The sequence below is a fragment of the Fibrobacter sp. genome (assembly GCA_012523595.1).
Taxonomy (GTDB): domain Bacteria; phylum Fibrobacterota; class Chitinivibrionia; order Chitinivibrionales; family Chitinispirillaceae; genus JAAYIG01.
This window is the reverse complement of sequence record JAAYIG010000092.1, coordinates 1-14,494: the sequence shown is the minus strand read 5'-3', so window position 1 is coordinate 14,494 and position 14,494 is coordinate 1. Positions and strand designations below refer to the sequence as shown.

At 43.4% G+C, this 14,494-nt stretch carries 16 protein-coding genes; 4 read left to right on the top strand and 12 right to left on the bottom strand.

Annotated elements, in window-relative coordinates:
- Nucleotides 1-1,025, bottom strand: a 1,025-nt coding sequence (locus GX089_05755) for an AsmA family protein (protein NLP01977.1), incomplete at its 3' end; no start/stop codon positions are given.
- Between the two features lie 144 nt (nucleotides 1,026-1,169).
- Between GX089_05755 and GX089_05750 the strand changes: the two genes are divergently transcribed.
- A complete protein-coding gene (locus GX089_05750) occupies nucleotides 1,170-2,099 on the top strand; it encodes an ABC transporter ATP-binding protein (GenBank protein NLP01976.1) in 930 nt (309 codons plus the stop codon).
- Entirely contained in the window at nucleotides 2,086-2,871 is a 786-nt protein-coding gene (locus GX089_05745; GenBank protein NLP01975.1) for an ABC transporter permease, read from the top strand. Before GX089_05750 ends, GX089_05745 begins: the two co-directional genes overlap by 14 nt.
- Nucleotides 2,872-3,243: 372 nt before the next feature.
- Here GX089_05745 and GX089_05740 read toward each other — a convergent pair whose 3' ends face one another.
- The 4 genes from GX089_05740 to GX089_05725 form a co-directional block, all read right to left on the bottom strand.
- Nucleotides 3,244-4,026, bottom strand: a complete 783-nt coding sequence (locus GX089_05740) for a hypothetical protein (GenBank protein ID NLP01974.1) — start codon at nucleotides 4,024-4,026, stop codon at nucleotides 3,244-3,246.
- A 62-nt stretch (nucleotides 4,027-4,088) separates the two neighbouring features.
- Nucleotides 4,089-4,931, bottom strand: coding sequence for an amidohydrolase family protein (locus GX089_05735; protein ID NLP01973.1), 843 nt, complete (start codon nucleotides 4,929-4,931; stop codon nucleotides 4,089-4,091).
- A 165-nt stretch (nucleotides 4,932-5,096) separates the two neighbouring features.
- Nucleotides 5,097-5,300: a hypothetical protein gene (locus GX089_05730; protein NLP01972.1), complete on the bottom strand. Its 204-nt coding sequence runs from the start codon at nucleotides 5,298-5,300 to the stop codon at nucleotides 5,097-5,099.
- 291 nt (nucleotides 5,301-5,591) lie between these two features.
- A complete protein-coding gene (locus GX089_05725) occupies nucleotides 5,592-5,873 on the bottom strand; it encodes a hypothetical protein (protein ID NLP01971.1) in 282 nt (93 codons plus the stop codon).
- A 244-nt stretch (nucleotides 5,874-6,117) separates the two neighbouring features.
- Here GX089_05725 and GX089_05720 point away from each other — a divergent pair, with 244 nt between their 5' ends.
- Nucleotides 6,118-7,083 (top strand): nucleoid-structuring protein H-NS, encoded by a 966-nt coding sequence (locus GX089_05720; GenBank protein NLP01970.1) that lies wholly within the window; start codon nucleotides 6,118-6,120, stop codon nucleotides 7,081-7,083.
- On the top strand, nucleotides 7,084-7,683 hold the full coding sequence (locus tag GX089_05715; protein ID NLP01969.1) for a bifunctional 4-hydroxy-2-oxoglutarate aldolase/2-dehydro-3-deoxy-phosphogluconate aldolase: 600 nt from the start codon (nucleotides 7,084-7,086) through the stop codon (nucleotides 7,681-7,683).
- 189 nt (nucleotides 7,684-7,872) lie between these two features.
- Here the strand turns inward: GX089_05715 and GX089_05710 are convergent, their stop codons facing one another.
- The 7 genes from GX089_05710 to GX089_05680 form a co-directional block, all read right to left on the bottom strand.
- Complete coding sequence (locus GX089_05710; GenBank protein NLP01968.1) at nucleotides 7,873-8,757, bottom strand: hypothetical protein; 885 nt, start codon at nucleotides 8,755-8,757, stop codon at nucleotides 7,873-7,875.
- 194 nt (nucleotides 8,758-8,951) lie between these two features.
- Nucleotides 8,952-10,400 carry a hypothetical protein gene (locus tag GX089_05705; GenBank protein ID NLP01967.1) on the bottom strand — a complete coding sequence of 483 codons (1,449 nt, stop codon included), beginning with the start codon at nucleotides 10,398-10,400 and terminating at the stop codon, nucleotides 8,952-8,954.
- 35 nt (nucleotides 10,401-10,435) lie between these two features.
- The gene (locus GX089_05700; protein NLP01966.1) at nucleotides 10,436-10,999 is read right to left on the bottom strand and encodes a penicillin-binding protein activator LpoB; all 564 of its coding nucleotides are present in this window, start codon (nucleotides 10,997-10,999) and stop codon (nucleotides 10,436-10,438) included.
- A gap of 123 nt (nucleotides 11,000-11,122) precedes the next feature.
- The gene (locus GX089_05695; GenBank protein NLP01965.1) at nucleotides 11,123-11,680 is read right to left on the bottom strand and encodes a hypothetical protein; all 558 of its coding nucleotides are present in this window, start codon (nucleotides 11,678-11,680) and stop codon (nucleotides 11,123-11,125) included.
- A gap of 51 nt (nucleotides 11,681-11,731) precedes the next feature.
- The gene (locus GX089_05690) at nucleotides 11,732-12,289 is read right to left on the bottom strand and encodes an acyloxyacyl hydrolase (GenBank protein ID NLP01964.1); all 558 of its coding nucleotides are present in this window, start codon (nucleotides 12,287-12,289) and stop codon (nucleotides 11,732-11,734) included.
- An 85-nt stretch (nucleotides 12,290-12,374) separates the two neighbouring features.
- The gene (locus tag GX089_05685) at nucleotides 12,375-13,907 is read right to left on the bottom strand and encodes a caspase family protein (GenBank protein NLP01963.1); all 1,533 of its coding nucleotides are present in this window, start codon (nucleotides 13,905-13,907) and stop codon (nucleotides 12,375-12,377) included.
- A 3-nt stretch (nucleotides 13,908-13,910) separates the two neighbouring features.
- Nucleotides 13,911-14,494: DUF4384 domain-containing protein (locus tag GX089_05680; protein ID NLP01962.1), on the bottom strand; the 584-nt coding region annotated here is incomplete at its 5' end.

Genomic DNA, 14,494 nt, shown 5'->3' with positions numbered 1-14,494 from the left:
GTGTACTTTATCATCACATTATTTAGCTTGAGAGAACCCTGAACAGGCATTTTTCCATCCCCTAACGCGCCCTTGAGAGAAAGTGCCAGATCCGCAGTTCCGGATGCGGAAAGCTTGGCGAGTACAGGGACAATCTCCACCGGTATTTCTGCCAGGAGGTCATGAATGGCAACTGGATCAGAATCCATGGAAATATCAAACTGTGGGTTATCGTTAAGACCGGTAACAGAACCGGAAAAATTGAGGGCCAATTTCTGCAGTGTGAACCGGAATTGATTCAGGGTAAGATTTCCTGCAACCAGATCCAGAAGCAGATCATGATTCAGAGTGAGAGAAAGCTTGCTTAAAGGTTTTCTGATCTCTTTTGTCTTGACAGATACCTGACTGAGACGCAGATCACCAACAGGTTTGATCTCCCTCAATGCCTTGTCGATAGAAAGCCGCAGATCATAATCAATATCTCCAACTGTAAACTGCTGACCGGTTTTACGGTCATTGTAGATGAAAACACCATTCTCTATAACCAGCTTTTTAAGAGTCATTGGAACTGGAAGCATCGGCATACCACTGCTCTTTTTGCCCTCTTTTACTGCCGCACTGCTGTCTTTCTCAAGAGCTTTGATATCCGCATAATTGAAAGAACCTGCGGAATCAGTCTCAAGGAGAATCTGAGGCCCGGAAATGACTATTTTCCCAATCTCCGGACGTCCTTTGAAAATCGATGCAACATTGATGCTGATATTGAACTCCTCCAGACGGGCAAAGGGATCGGAAGAAAACCCGGGACGGGTGGTGTTGGAAATCTCGACGCCGGATAGTGAGACTCCGATATTTGGAAACAGAGTAAAACCGGCTTTTTTAATTTCAACCGTTCTGCCCAGCGCTTTTTCAACTGGAGGAATCACAAGCGATTTTATTTTCTGGGGCGGGAATAAAAGGAATAAGGCCGCTACCCCAGCGATAATGAGCACTACCAGAGTTAAAAGAACTATTCCAATGATCTTTCCGGCTGACCACTTTTTCATATTTTCTCCATTTTGAATTTGGGATGATTTAATTAAAATACACTAGAGAATAGAACATGGACAAGAAGTGGAGGGCGCATTACTATATTTAACCTCATCTCTCATGAGTTTCGATAGATGCTGAACCTATTCAACAGGTAAAGAATGTCTGAACCAGTAATTATTGCTGAACGGGTGAATAAATGTTATGGACCGGTAAGAGCGGTGAAAGAGCTGAGCTTCACTGTCCCGGAATCGATGTGCTTCGCAATGCTTGGCCCCAATGGTGCCGGAAAAAGTACCATGATGAGGATGATCTACGGAGCAAGTGAAAGAGATTGTCTGCCCACTGGGAAATTAACAGTTTTTGGCTTTGACCCACAGGTAAATCCACTGGCTATAAAGTTTTTATCCGGTGTTGTTCCTCAGGAGAATAACCTGGATGAGGAACTTAATGTAGAGCAGAATCTTTTTATCTTCTGCCGGTTCTATAATATTCCCACAAAACAGGCACTGGGTAGAATTAATGAGCTGCTTCATTTCATGGAACTCTCTGACAAGCACAAGGCACGGATAAAAGAGCTGTCGGGTGGGATGAAACGAAGGCTGATAATCGCACGTGCGCTATTAAACAACCCACGTTTGCTGATACTCGATGAGCCCACTACCGGACTGGACCCGCAGGTAAGGCACCTTATCTGGGATAAACTGCGGGAACTCAAGCGGAAAGGCATGACCATTCTTCTAACAACTCATTACATGGAAGAGGCATTCCAGATCTGTGACAGAATAATAATAATGGACAAAGGTGAAAAACACCTTGAGGGGAACCCTCATGAGCTTATCCGGGAACATATCGAGCCATTCGTTCTTGAAGTTAACACACCTGAAATTTTCTCCAGAATAAGCCAATCTCTACCGTCTGAGGTAAGGATTGACCAGGGAGGAACTGTGGTGAGGATTTTCGGAAAAGATCAGGAGATTCTCCACAATGTAAGTTCCAGGCTCAACCCCGGAGAATACTTCCTTCGTCAGTCAAATCTTGAGGATCTGTTTTTGAAGATAACCGGGAGTACACTCAATGCAGCCCAATAAGGCTATACTCTATCCTCCTTTTACAAAGCGGATTTCAAGCGTATGGTACCGTCATTACCGGGTATACACAAAAAACCTGATAAGCAATGGCCTTCCCCCTTTTCTTGAACCTCTTATATTCCTGGCAGGAATAGGTCTGGGGATGAGCAGGTATATAAGTGAGATGGGCGGAATACCATACGTGACATTTCTGGCTACAGGCCTGCCTATTACCGCGGCAATGTTTACATCCGCGTTTGAATGCTCTTACGGAACTTTTATCAGGCTTGAATTTGACCGGGTTTATGACGGGATGATTTCGGCTCCACTGGGAGTGGGAGATATTATGACAGGAGAGATACTGTGGGCCGGCACAAAAGGCCTGTTTTTCTCCCTTGCAGTGATTCTGGTTGAGACAGCTTTCGGCCTGATCCCTATTCAAGGCCTTGTCGCACCGATCATAGGTTTTTTAACCGGGCTAATGTTTGCTTCCATCTCTCTTCTTATTACAACCTTTGTTACCAATATCAACCATTTCAATTTTTACTTTACAGGTTTTCTCTCCCCCATGTTCTTCTTTTCCGGAGTCATTTTTCCGCTTGAGAACCTTCCGCCAGTTCTGAGGATAGCCGCGGAATTTTTCCCTTTAACCCACGCGGTACGCCCTGTCAGAGCGCTTATCCTGGGTCAATTCCAGTCTGTTATTCTCTTCGACCTTCTCATGATGGCGATCTTTACAGTTTTAACCGCTTGGCCGGGTATAAGGCGATTGAGGAAGAGGATAATAAAGTAGGAATATAGAATGTTCCTGTTTACCAAAATTCAGAGATCTGGCAAAATGCATTGATATGTCAAGGCAACTTTTCCTCAATCCCTCAGTCTTGCTTCTATGGACTGAAACGGGAGAGATCGTAGACACAAAGCTTTCCATCTATGTACAACACTAAAGCTTCAGGCTTTGTCACCCAGCTTGCAGCACTGACTTCCCCTTCGACTTTCAGTTTGAAAGGTGGTAAAGATCCTTGTGGCAATTGGGGATCTAGGTAGATCAGATAATGGTTATCCGGTGATCTGCTGCCATCACCAGTAGCAAAATATACCCATTTACCTGAAGGAGAAATTGTGTTGTTGTTTGGTGATTTTACCAGCCTCGATCCTCCGTTTGTTAAAATGAGTCAAACGGAACAGGAATAATTTCAGGTTCTTTGTACCATCGGGCCAGATAAAGATTATCCGTTTTTGTGATTTGATTATAAGCAATAATAAGAGCGTGTTCAAGTGGTTCCGAAATATAAACCAGATCACGGGAGGCATAAAAAACCATCTTTTTCGCATAATCATTAAGCAGGTCTGCCAGGGGGTGTTTGGTTTCATTCAAATCATTATCAAGGACTATCCATGGAGATTCAAAATCCTCCCATACATATTGATAAAAAACAAACGAGGGAGTTAGAAAAAAATCCAGGGGCGGTATGTGCTTTGGAATCGGTACTTCCTTTAGCCGTTTCCGGTTAAAGATGTCATCGATCACAAAATAGTAATGAAAGTCCATATTTTTATCATCATGAAAAAACAACGAAAGTACAATTCCATTACTATGATCTATAACCTTGGTATTTTCAATACCGATACCGGACGATTTACTGAAATCCATAAATTCAGCTTCGAGCTTTTTACTGTTCCAATCAAGCATTAAAACTGATTTCGGTGATCGCACAAAAAGCATTGAATTAGATTTCTGATTCAACGCTTTACAGATAGAGCATTCGAATTCTTCTTCAGGAAAGACATCAAGTTCAACATTATCCTCTTTTACTTCTGCTATTGCCCACTGCTCACCATATACCAGACCGATGGAGTTTTCCCTGAGAACAGGAAACAGATGAAAAATCTGGCCCATTGCAAAAGGTATCACTGCAGGATTTTGAGGAAAGAGTTTATTATTCATATTCTGTTCCTTGCATGTAAAAGACAGGCAGCATACTGCCGCAATCAGTATTTTCTATGATGTCATTTGTAAAATTCCTCGATTTTCTCCGGTACTTTGTTTATCCAGTCAGAAAGTTCAAATCTCCAGCCGTTTCTCCTCACATCTTTATGTCGATAATAAATCTGCTCCAGTTTTTCTGCATATTGCTTGATCTGCAAGAATCGCATGGGATTGATCGTCATGAAATATGCAAGCAATTCTCTGGAATCATTTACACCTATTGAGTTTAACAGACTTTTATCATTAAGAGCCAGGATCCTCTGACACATGGTCTTAACATATTTTAAATAACCTTTTCCCTTTTTATATGGACGCTTAATAGTGTACATCCACCAATCTGTCCCAAATAGAATTCGCTCCTTAACGACAGGATCAAATGCCAGAGCTTTCTTGAAAAATTCTATTGCTGAAGATTCAAACAGAAAATAGGATAAGTCAACATAGAAATTATTGTATTTTTTCATCAGATTAAGTAAACATGCAATCCAATTCATAGGATCATCATTACATGTCAGGTCTTCCCAGTACAAGTCACAGCTTAAATTATCCCTTTTATCCCAGAATGTATCTCCCCCGAAATGTGCAAGGCACAAATAAAGATTGGGATGATTCTGAAGAACCGGTTCCCATGCATGAGGACTGATAAAGGTGTTTTCAAACCAGATCTTTTTAACTTTGTTATTATAAATTCTAATTTCAGGAAACTGTCGGTCATAGTAATGTGGCATATCGTGTGTTGTCATCCCATTGCGGGATCCATGACATATGACAGGTATCCGGCCACTTTCACAAAGAGAATAGTAATCATGCCATGGAAATCTTAATTTAGGGTCACAAGGCTGATACCCAAGCGCCGTATACATCTTGATACCAACTGCTGGAAGATTTAACGGGAAACTCGATAAATGTGCTGTCTGAATCAGATTTTGTTCAAATGGCAACCTCCAGTTATCAAGATGAGCACGGGGATCATAATGATAGAAAGAAATCAACGATCCATTTGAAGAATAAAAAGCACTGGCTGTTCTTTAGTTTTGCAACGCAAAACGTTCCCACATTAGTTCATCTTTTCTACTCACTTTTTTAAATTTGCCTTTTTCTTCATCCCACCACTTCATTTCCCCATCTATCTTTTCATAGATCGGTTTTCCCTCATATCCCCTGTAATGAGCATAATCCATATTCATGGGCATATTTACCAGTAATCTGCGTCTTCCACCAGGTTCACCCAAACATTTAAGCTCTGGATCATACCAAAAAAGGCATTACGAATGTCACAGTTACGAATTACAACATCTCCTGCAATCCACAATGTTATAGCGGCATTACCATGCTGAAAAGCAAATCTACACCCCAGATTCCATCTGCACCGAAAACAATCGATTCTCCCCCGTCAACCCCGATACCATCGATGGTGATTCTGCGCGCCCGCATCACCCTGAAAGCACCATTCTGGTCAAAATTGATGGTTTCTGAATTTTTAGCTTCCTCACAGGTAGTAGGCTGGATATGGATAACTTCTTTTACCTGATAACGGGTTTTCTCAATGATTTGGGGTTCGATGACCGTACTGTCAAACCGCTGCAGGAACTGTCAATTGTAACCTGCTCTTCGTAAGTCGCAGTGTCCAAAATAACTACCTCATCACCACTGCTGCTTCCATCTGCACCCGCAGCATATATCGCTGCCTGCACAGAGGTAAACTGCCCGGTACCGTTCTTGGATACCGTATAGGTAGCTGCCTGGAGATTGCAAATAGATAACAGTACACCTGTCAGGAAATAAATCGCTGTATATCGATTCATGTATTCTCCAAGAAGGGTAAAACTCATTAAGTGAAGCTAATAAGAATAATTTACATTATTTTTTCTACTTAGTCATCCTTTACGGTCTTTTTTTGAATTTCCCCTCCCCTCCTTTTCGTGTCTCTGCACCTCCGTGGAAATCTCTTTTTCTCAAGCCAAAATACCCGAAAGGATTTACCAAAACACAGTTATCACTGCCGTTATATATTTTTACTTTTTATTCTATAGAATTGAGGAGGAAATGGTGTATCGGCCGGAAATCAAGCTTTTAGATTGCTCTATTCGTGATGGTGGACTGCTCAATAAGTGGCAATTCAGTGATGAATTTGTAAGGGCTACCTATCAGGCACTAAGCAGTGCCGGAATAGATTACATGGAGATGGGCTACAAGGCTTCCAAAGAGCAGTTCGATCCCAAAGTGTTTGGCAAATGGCGATTCTGCGATGATGAGGATATCAAGAGAGTAATCGATGGTATCGAATCTGAAATGAAACTCTCCTGCATGGTTGATATCGGAAGAGTAAAGAGTGAAGATATTCATCCCAGAGATCAGTCCCCCTTCAGCATGATCCGGGTTGCCTGTTATATCAAAGACATTGACAAAGCGATCCAAACATGCAGGATGATAGCTGACAAGGGATATGAGACCACAGTGAACATCATGGCTGTTTCCACAAACCTGGAACGGGAGATCGATGAGGCACTCAATGACCTGAGCAAAACCGATATCCCCATCATTTACGTAGTTGACTCCTACGGAGCTATGTACTGTGAAGATATCTCTTTTCTTGTTAATAAATACAAGGAAGCCCTGCCCGGAAAATCTATCGGGATACACACACATAATAACCGTCAGCTTGCATTTGGCAACACTATCCAGGCCATAATCGACGGTGCCAATATGATCGACGCGTCTGTGTATGGTATTGGAAGAGGACCGGGGAACTGCTGTCTGGAACTTATGCTTAGTTTTCTGCAGAATCCCAAATACTATATCCGCCCGGTGCTGCAGCTCATTCAGGAACATTACCTGCCTCTTCAAAAGAAAATCGAATGGGGCTATATCATACCTTATATGATCAGTGGAATGCGCAATGAACATCCACGGGTAGCAATCGCTTTCCGCGATTCTCCTGAAAGAGACAACTTCGTCAAATTTTACGACATGCTCACCACCCCGGAAACGGAACACGAGATCACAGGTGCTTAAGTGCTGAAAATCGGCATCGCACGGGGAATTCCGGAACACAACCTCCTGCCCGCCTTCCAGGCAGCACTGGAAGGGGGCTTTTATTATCTGGAAATTACCATGAACACCCCTGATGCTGTAAAGCTGATTTCCGTTGCAGCAAGGGAATTTAACGGTAAAGCACAGATCGGCGCAGGGACAGTAACCAATCTCAATGAAGCCAAAGAAGCTCTCAAAGCCGGGGCACAGTTTATCATTTCTCCTGTAGTCAACCTTGAAGTTATCGGGTATTGCAGAAACCACAATATTCCTGTATTCCCGGGAGCGCTCACTCCTACTGAAATACTGAATGCCTGGGAAGCAGGAGCTACAATGGTAAAGGTTTTTCCGGTTAAAGCGATGGGTGGACCTGATTATATAAAGGAATTAAAAGCTCCTTTCACAAACGTAAAACTCCTGGCTTGCGGCGGAGTGACTCCTCAGAACCTTCCCGATTATATCCAGGCAGGAACAGACGGCATCGGAATAGGAGGACAGTTGTTCAGAAAAGAGTGGATCGAATCCTGTGATTACGAAAGTATCAGAAAAGCTGCTCTATCGTTTGATCTTACTGCCCGTTGAAGACTGAACATGATTCCGCAGACACTTTAGCCTCCCATTTCTCCGGTCGGTGTCGGAATCGGTATCGGAATCAGTATCGAAAATTTTGTTAAAAGGGGAATTGATACCGATTCCGATACCGACCCCGAATAAAAAAGGACACCGAAGTGTCCTTTTTTTTTTTTAAAAGATGGTAATCTGTCAGTTAGATTACTTTGCGTATTTGAAATTTGCCGTGCCCTTTGCATCAGATGAAACAGTTACGATCTCAACCAACACATATGCACCCTCATCTGTCTTTACAACAACAACATCACCGGCTGAAACCTGGAGGCGGCCATCAGAAACGACTTTTGATGCATCAAACAGAGCCTCAATCTCCTCTTTAGTGGTGATATCATCATAATCCACATTTACCTTATGGAACTTAGTGTTATTGGGATTTACCCACTCTGCAAATGCAGTAATACCACTCTCATTTTTAGCATACACAGGGGTCATAAGAACCGGGCTGCTGACTTTTGAAGAATATGTGTAAACAATATCAACACCGGAATTTGCTGCTCTTGCGGCTGCTGCGAGCATTACCTGACCATTATCAAGATCTACTGAGCTCCCCACCGTGGGATGATCATGTGCTCCGAGAGTAAAGGTACCTTCCACAACCTGTGTTCCTGTGCTGCCGCCACCTACTGTAAAATTAAAAGAAAGTGTTGTGTTACTGTTATTGATGTCGGTAACAGAAACCACCAATTTATAGTCACCGGCTTGAGCAGAAGAAGCAACTTTGATATAGATTCGATCTTCATCTTTAAATTTAAAAGATTTAACACCAAAAATCGTCGGATATTCTACTTCGATCTGGCTTTTCGACACACTTGTACCAGAGGAAGTTTGTACTGTAATTTCAACCGAGGCGATTTCATCTGGTGCACTTATCTCACCGGTAACTCCCGTCCTGGTACCTTTCTGCAAAGTTGAGGGTACACTCACGGAAATATCTGCTGATTTAGATTCGGTTAGATCAAGTAATCCACAACCGATAAGACTTAAACTCACTGAGATCGCCAGTGCAGCAACCGCAAACTTCTTCATAAAACCTCCTTACCCGTTTCAATACGGATACGTTAGAGTTGAAATGTTAAATGTCCTTCCTGTATAAAAGAAGAATAATATATATTACTCCACAAAAAAATCAACCTGATTCATCATTGTTTCCTGAATATATAAAAAATCCTTCTTGTCTCTGATTGAATCAAGTTAATCCTTTAACCATGCAAATCAGGATATTACTTGAATGATGAATAAAACACAAAAGTCTTCCTGCGTGCTTTCACCTCTACATCCACAAATTTCCTGGTTCCGATAATGTTTCCTGATTTATCATGAGTAGAGACATCAAGCGAATAGGTGCCTGGTTTAACAGGAATCCTGGCAATCTGTACTGTCCTGGGAAGAAGAAAACAGCTCCGTGTGTCTGCCCGCTCCATCTGGTCAGTCAGTACATCGGTTCCCACATTCAGAAACAGATTGGCAAGAGCATTCCCGGTTTGAATCTCCGCCTTTGCCTTCTGTGCCGCAATAGTCCTCAGTACTACTCTAACAACTGTGCGGCTTAAAGTCGCTGCTTTTGTATCATCAAGATATTTCTGGGCCTGTTTCTCAAGATCATTGATCACTATTGATGAGAATGTCTGGCTGATTCCGCTGCATCGGACCGAAAAGCCTGCTGTCCGGGACGGTGTCTTTTTCAGAGCAGGCAGAGCAAATTTTATGTGAAAAGTGGTTCCGGAAGAGGTTGTCTTCCCTTTCGAAGCCTTTTTAATCTCACTGTCTGCAATATAGGGAGCAGGCCTGGATATTGTTTCCACAACCCCATTGGGACCGACATGATTGACCACAAGCAGTCCATCCTTGACGTATGTCCCACGCCAGACTTTTTCATCCAGAGATGGTCCTCTCCCGGCATAGCCAATGAAAACTATCTCAGAAGAGTTATTGGTAAAATTCTCTGCACCTTCTGTGTCCTCTCCACCCTTCAACCCCAGTTGTACATTGTCATCCGGCCTGTCATTCAGAATGAACATCCTGTAAGCGAATTCCCCGATCGGACGCGGAAGCGGCACCGGACCGTTTTGAAAAGCCTTTATAGATTTGTAAAGAGAGATCATGGAATTGTCAGACTCCCCAACTGCATCGTAGGCTATGGAGGCCACATAATGAAACATGCCGTCAGAGCTGTACTTCGTGTCTTTACGATCCTTTCTCTCCAGTTCATCAAAAAGCAATTGTGCCCTGCGCACTTCCACCAGCGCCTCATCGACATCCCCCTTTGCCAGGTAATTGAATGTGATCAACTGATGCATCATAGTGAGCTCGAAAGGCATGCCGCGGTAAGGACGTACGTTATCGTTTACCAGAATCGCAGCCGCTTCATTGGTGACCGAGCGTGTAAAGAGCTCATTGTAAATATCGGCCGCCCTTTGCAGGTAAAGATTGCTGGAATCATACATGTGTGCGTAGTGAAACAGCACACCAATGTCCAGATTGTAAAGCAACTGGCTGTTTTTCCCGTACAGGTTAGGGTTCTTCCTGATACTTTCTATCGCGGATTGGTAATTTCCGGTCAGGGTCACATCCGCCAGCTTCTCCAGCCGCATGGCGCTGCGCCCTGCACAGGAAACCAAAACAGATATAGCTGTTACCGCAAAACAGCACAGGAAGGTTCTGTTTTTCATATTGCAAACAGCCCTGAAGCAGAGCATTGATGTTTTCAGAATCTGACTTTAGCTCTTTCAACGTACTTCTTAATCTTCTTCTCTCCGATCCAGACCTTGCGGTTGCTCTCGATTTCCACCAGTTCCATGTTGGTCTGATAGAAAACCACCGCTTTACCGCCATCCTGGTCGGGAATCGAATTGATAGTCCCGATCATCATAAGATCCGCACCGGTTTCTTCACCCATGTCTTTGCGGGTCTGAACAGAAGCATTCTCAGCCATATCCGCTTTCTCATCGCGAAGCTGTTCCCGTTCAGTCTTGGTAGCCACGAAATCCACTTTCCCTGAGTTCAGAAGTGCCCTCTCAACATCTTTGACAAAAGTTTCAACACTTATATGCTCATGACTTTTATTGACTATCTTTCCTACAATGACAGTCGGTCTTCTGTTCTCCGATTCCCACTTATAAAGCCAGCGTTGCGAAAGACAGTCTCTTATCATTTCTTCAGCAACCAGCCTGGAATCTGTATCATTCCATTTGCCTGTAATATCAATTGTCGAATCACTCTGGACACGTGTGACTTTGGTTGAGCAGCCGACAATTAAAAGAAAAAACATTAACAAGCACAGGATCGCTTTGGGTTTGAAAATCATCGGGCCTCCCTTGATGAGAATTACTGTTTATTGATTAGATTACACATTCAACAGAAAATACCTTCAGATTGCTGTTTCCACAAACAATCACTTTTTGCAAAGTACCGCAGACTGCTGCTTGAGCCAGGCCGCGGCGCGCTTCTTGACATCCTTTGCAGCAGCCTCAGGAGTGGAAAAATAATACTGTCTGTTGGAACGCCCTGCAAACAGATCCCCCTCTGAAGAACTGGAGGTGAACTGTTTTGTCTGCTTAAGATTCTTCTCCATCACCTTCATCACAGGCTCCTGCCCCTTTACTGAGTTCGTAGTAACAATGATAAGGGTCTTCTGGTAAACCATATAGTTTATCTCCAGAGTAGCGGTGTAGGTTTTTACAAACTCATTGCGGGACGGATCACCATTGATCTCCTTGAGATAAGCGGACTGGGAATTGATTTCCGGTTCCAGATCGTCAATTTTTGGAAGGGATACAATACACTCCTCCAGAATCCTCTCCCCTATCTGCGATTTTCCGTCAGCAGTCGATTGCCCGTGGATAATAGTAATGTCTTTCTGCTGAATTTCCTTCTCTGATACGCTTCCCTGGGCATAAAGTGCAAGCGGTAACAGAGCTGAAAGAACGGTTGTGTACAGTGCTTTTTTCATATCAGACTCCATTTTTTATCGTGAAAAACCTTTCTTTTCTTACCAGTTGTTTCAGTTGTAATTGAGTTTCTTTACTTTTCTGAACCGGTCGGAAAAGAGAAATCCTATCTCTGCCCCTGCAGCATGATCTCTTGTTTCATTAGCCACGATATGGTAAGGAACTCGTATCCTTATCTGCAGCGACTCGGTGACATCAAGCACAAATCCCAGATGTATCGTGGCTGAGGGGCCGAAATTATCTCCGAATTCATCTGTTTTATCAAAATAATGTGCTCCTATACCCAATCCCAGAAAAGGACGGAAATCGGAACTGGTAAGGAAAAAATCAAAACCCAGATCAGCACCAAAATTTTTCCTCGGAGCAAACCAGTCAACATCCAGAAAAATGCCTATATGCTCCCTGTAATATATCTGATTTATAAAGGAAAGCTTCATAAACGACCTGGAGTAATCCTGCAGGTCATTGTTCAAGGGGATCATAGCGCCTGCAGAAATACCACCGCTGTAAATAGTAAGCGGAGATGTTGGTACTCCCTTCTCCGAAGGGTCATCGGCAAAAAGTAATCCGGCACAGATCATCAAAACCGCACTTGCAATCACTCTTTTCATCTTTTCACCTCTCTTTTCAAGTTAATTACTATTGCTTTCACTTTAATAGACTTCCGGGGAGAAAAAAACGCTCACTTTCAAGGAATTATTCTATCACACCGACATCCCTGTAAGGTCCCCAGAAAAGCAATCTGAACTCTATTGAAATCCTGTGTTTAATGTCTTTATCAAGCACAACCGAATATGGAACCCGAAGCTGAAATTGGGAGCGTTTTGAGATGTCAGCAGAAAACCCCAGATGCGCTGTCATAAATGGCCCCATAGTGTTATCGGAAGCCCGGCTTTTCGATTGATACAGAAAGCCTAAGCCTGCTCCGGCAAAAATCCGTCCTGCATCCAGATTATAAACACCATCAAGGCCGATATCTGCCCCCGCTGTCCTCTCCGGCACCGACCCGGATACATCGAAAAACAGCTCCATGCTGTTATTGATAAAGTACAAAGCAGAGATCCCAAGCTGCAGGTTCTTTCCCCAGCCTGAATTCTCACCAGAGGGGATTAGTGCCAGCCCTGCTGATGGCCCCAATCCAAACCTGGAAAGTGGTTTCAGAGGCATTGATCTCTTCTCAACTGCCACATCAGGGCCTTTTATCCGGCTCTCTGTAAAAGTATTCAGGGTAAACATATTGTTAAGTACCCTCTGGGTCCTGTTCCTGTTTATTTCAAATTGAAATGTCCCTACATCACTCCCTCTGGCATTTATTATAGTGTACTTTCCAGATGGCAGAGAGATAAAGACCTCTTTGCGCTCCTCTTTGTAAAAATCAGCAAAAACATCAAGATAATTTTCACTCAGGATAAGAAATTTACCCTGACAATCACTCCCGACCAGAACCCCGCCAGTACTTTTTTCAAGATCAGTAAGCATTATATCACCCTGGCCGACTATATTGAACCTGTATGAGGGATGCTGGATTTCACCACTGGTAAGAGCACTTGTCTCTACTGTTTTCCGGTATGCATACTGGTAAGCCTCATTGAGAGTAACTTTACGATCAGCAGAAAAATCAGCACTTCCCCGGAGTCCATTGAGCCAGTGAAAAGAAAAAACCGAACTTTTCAATGTCTGCGATTCCTGAGCACGCTCATTGGCGGCTGAGGAGGCAATTATCACCTGTCCTTTAACCTTCTGCTGATCCTGCAGAAAAAACGGCTCGGCACGTGCTCCGCCTTTGTAAACTGCTACAGCACCGCTCTGACAGGCATCAAAAATGCCTATCCTGATCCCTGCAGGTAAACTATCGAGGAATTCCTGAACCTTCTGCAATGAAAATTTTGTGTCTTTCAGCAAAAGATTCTGCCCGTCAGCATGACCTGAATAATAAAGCAGAAAAAGACAGTTGCCCGGATCACTGTCCGAAAGAAGTAGTTTTCTGGCTTTGTCAAGGTGGTGCCGGAGATCAGAACTGTCCGGATTAAGGGCCGTAATCACATTACTCTTTTTAAAGTCAGCCAGTTTCACAAGTAGATCAGCAAAGCGTTTTGTGTCCTCTTCAGCAAATCGCAGTTTCCCCACACTGCTTCCGCCGTCGTTCTGCCCAATAAGCAGTGCATATCTGTACGCAGACACGTTCTGAAGCAGCAGAAAAAGAATAAGAAACAATACTGTGCGAAGCATTCCCTACTCTTTTCTCAGGAGAAGTGTGGCAGTCTGACTTCCTTTTGAAAAAGAGAACTTGCTGATTGCAGCTTCAATATCACTTAAAGAGCTGTGTTTTTTAGCTATAGCCGATACAGATTCTTTCACATCGGAAGTCTTCAGAGGTGAATGCGAGAAAACAGCCACAACCAGTTCACCCCCTGAGGAATTATCAAGAATTATGCTCCCCGGGAAATACAGATCATTTCCTTTTCCTGATGGTACGCTGCAGGTGATAGATTTCTGATCGGGATGATAGAAAGATATGGTGCCGCTTTGATCTATACTTAAAAGGGCAACATACCAATCCCTGGGAGAATTATATATAATCTGGATTCTGTCACCCGCACGAAAAACTTCAGAGAGGCTGCCTTTTTGAGACTTCCCATCTCTTTCGTAAATAAATGAGATCAGAGCCCCGCCCTTGAACATCACGGTCTCTCTTCCGGAATTAAAGGCAATTGTATTAACAACCGGAATAGCAGCAATTATAAGCAGAAGGCATACGACCGGAACCAACACCGGACGGGCAAATGCAGGGCTTAGATACTTCTGCCAGAAAGGTG

Bases quoted from the DNA above. Each gene is read 5' to 3' on its own strand.
- GX089_05740 (NLP01974.1), bottom strand. From the start codon at position 4,026: ATGAATAATAAACTCTTTCCTCAAAATCCTGCAGTGATACCTTTTGCA.
- GX089_05725 (NLP01971.1), bottom strand. From the start codon at position 5,873: ATGAATCGATATACAGCGATTTATTTCCTGACAGGTGTACTGTTATCT.
- GX089_05735 (NLP01973.1), bottom strand. From the start codon at position 4,931: ATGTATACGGCGCTTGGGTATCAGCCTTGTGACCCTAAATTAAGATTT.
- GX089_05700 (NLP01966.1), bottom strand. From the start codon at position 10,999: ATGTTTTTTCTTTTAATTGTCGGCTGCTCAACCAAAGTCACACGTGTC.
- GX089_05690 (NLP01964.1), bottom strand. From the start codon at position 12,289: ATGAAAAGAGTGATTGCAAGTGCGGTTTTGATGATCTGTGCCGGATTA.
- GX089_05705 (NLP01967.1), bottom strand. From the start codon at position 10,400: ATGAAAAACAGAACCTTCCTGTGCTGTTTTGCGGTAACAGCTATATCT.
- GX089_05745 (NLP01975.1), top strand. From the start codon at position 2,086: ATGCAGCCCAATAAGGCTATACTCTATCCTCCTTTTACAAAGCGGATT.
- GX089_05685 (NLP01963.1), bottom strand. From the start codon at position 13,907: ATGCTTCGCACAGTATTGTTTCTTATTCTTTTTCTGCTGCTTCAGAAC.
- GX089_05710 (NLP01968.1), bottom strand. From the start codon at position 8,757: ATGAAGAAGTTTGCGGTTGCTGCACTGGCGATCTCAGTGAGTTTAAGT.
- GX089_05750 (NLP01976.1), top strand. From the start codon at position 1,170: ATGTCTGAACCAGTAATTATTGCTGAACGGGTGAATAAATGTTATGGA.
- GX089_05695 (NLP01965.1), bottom strand. From the start codon at position 11,680: ATGAAAAAAGCACTGTACACAACCGTTCTTTCAGCTCTGTTACCGCTT.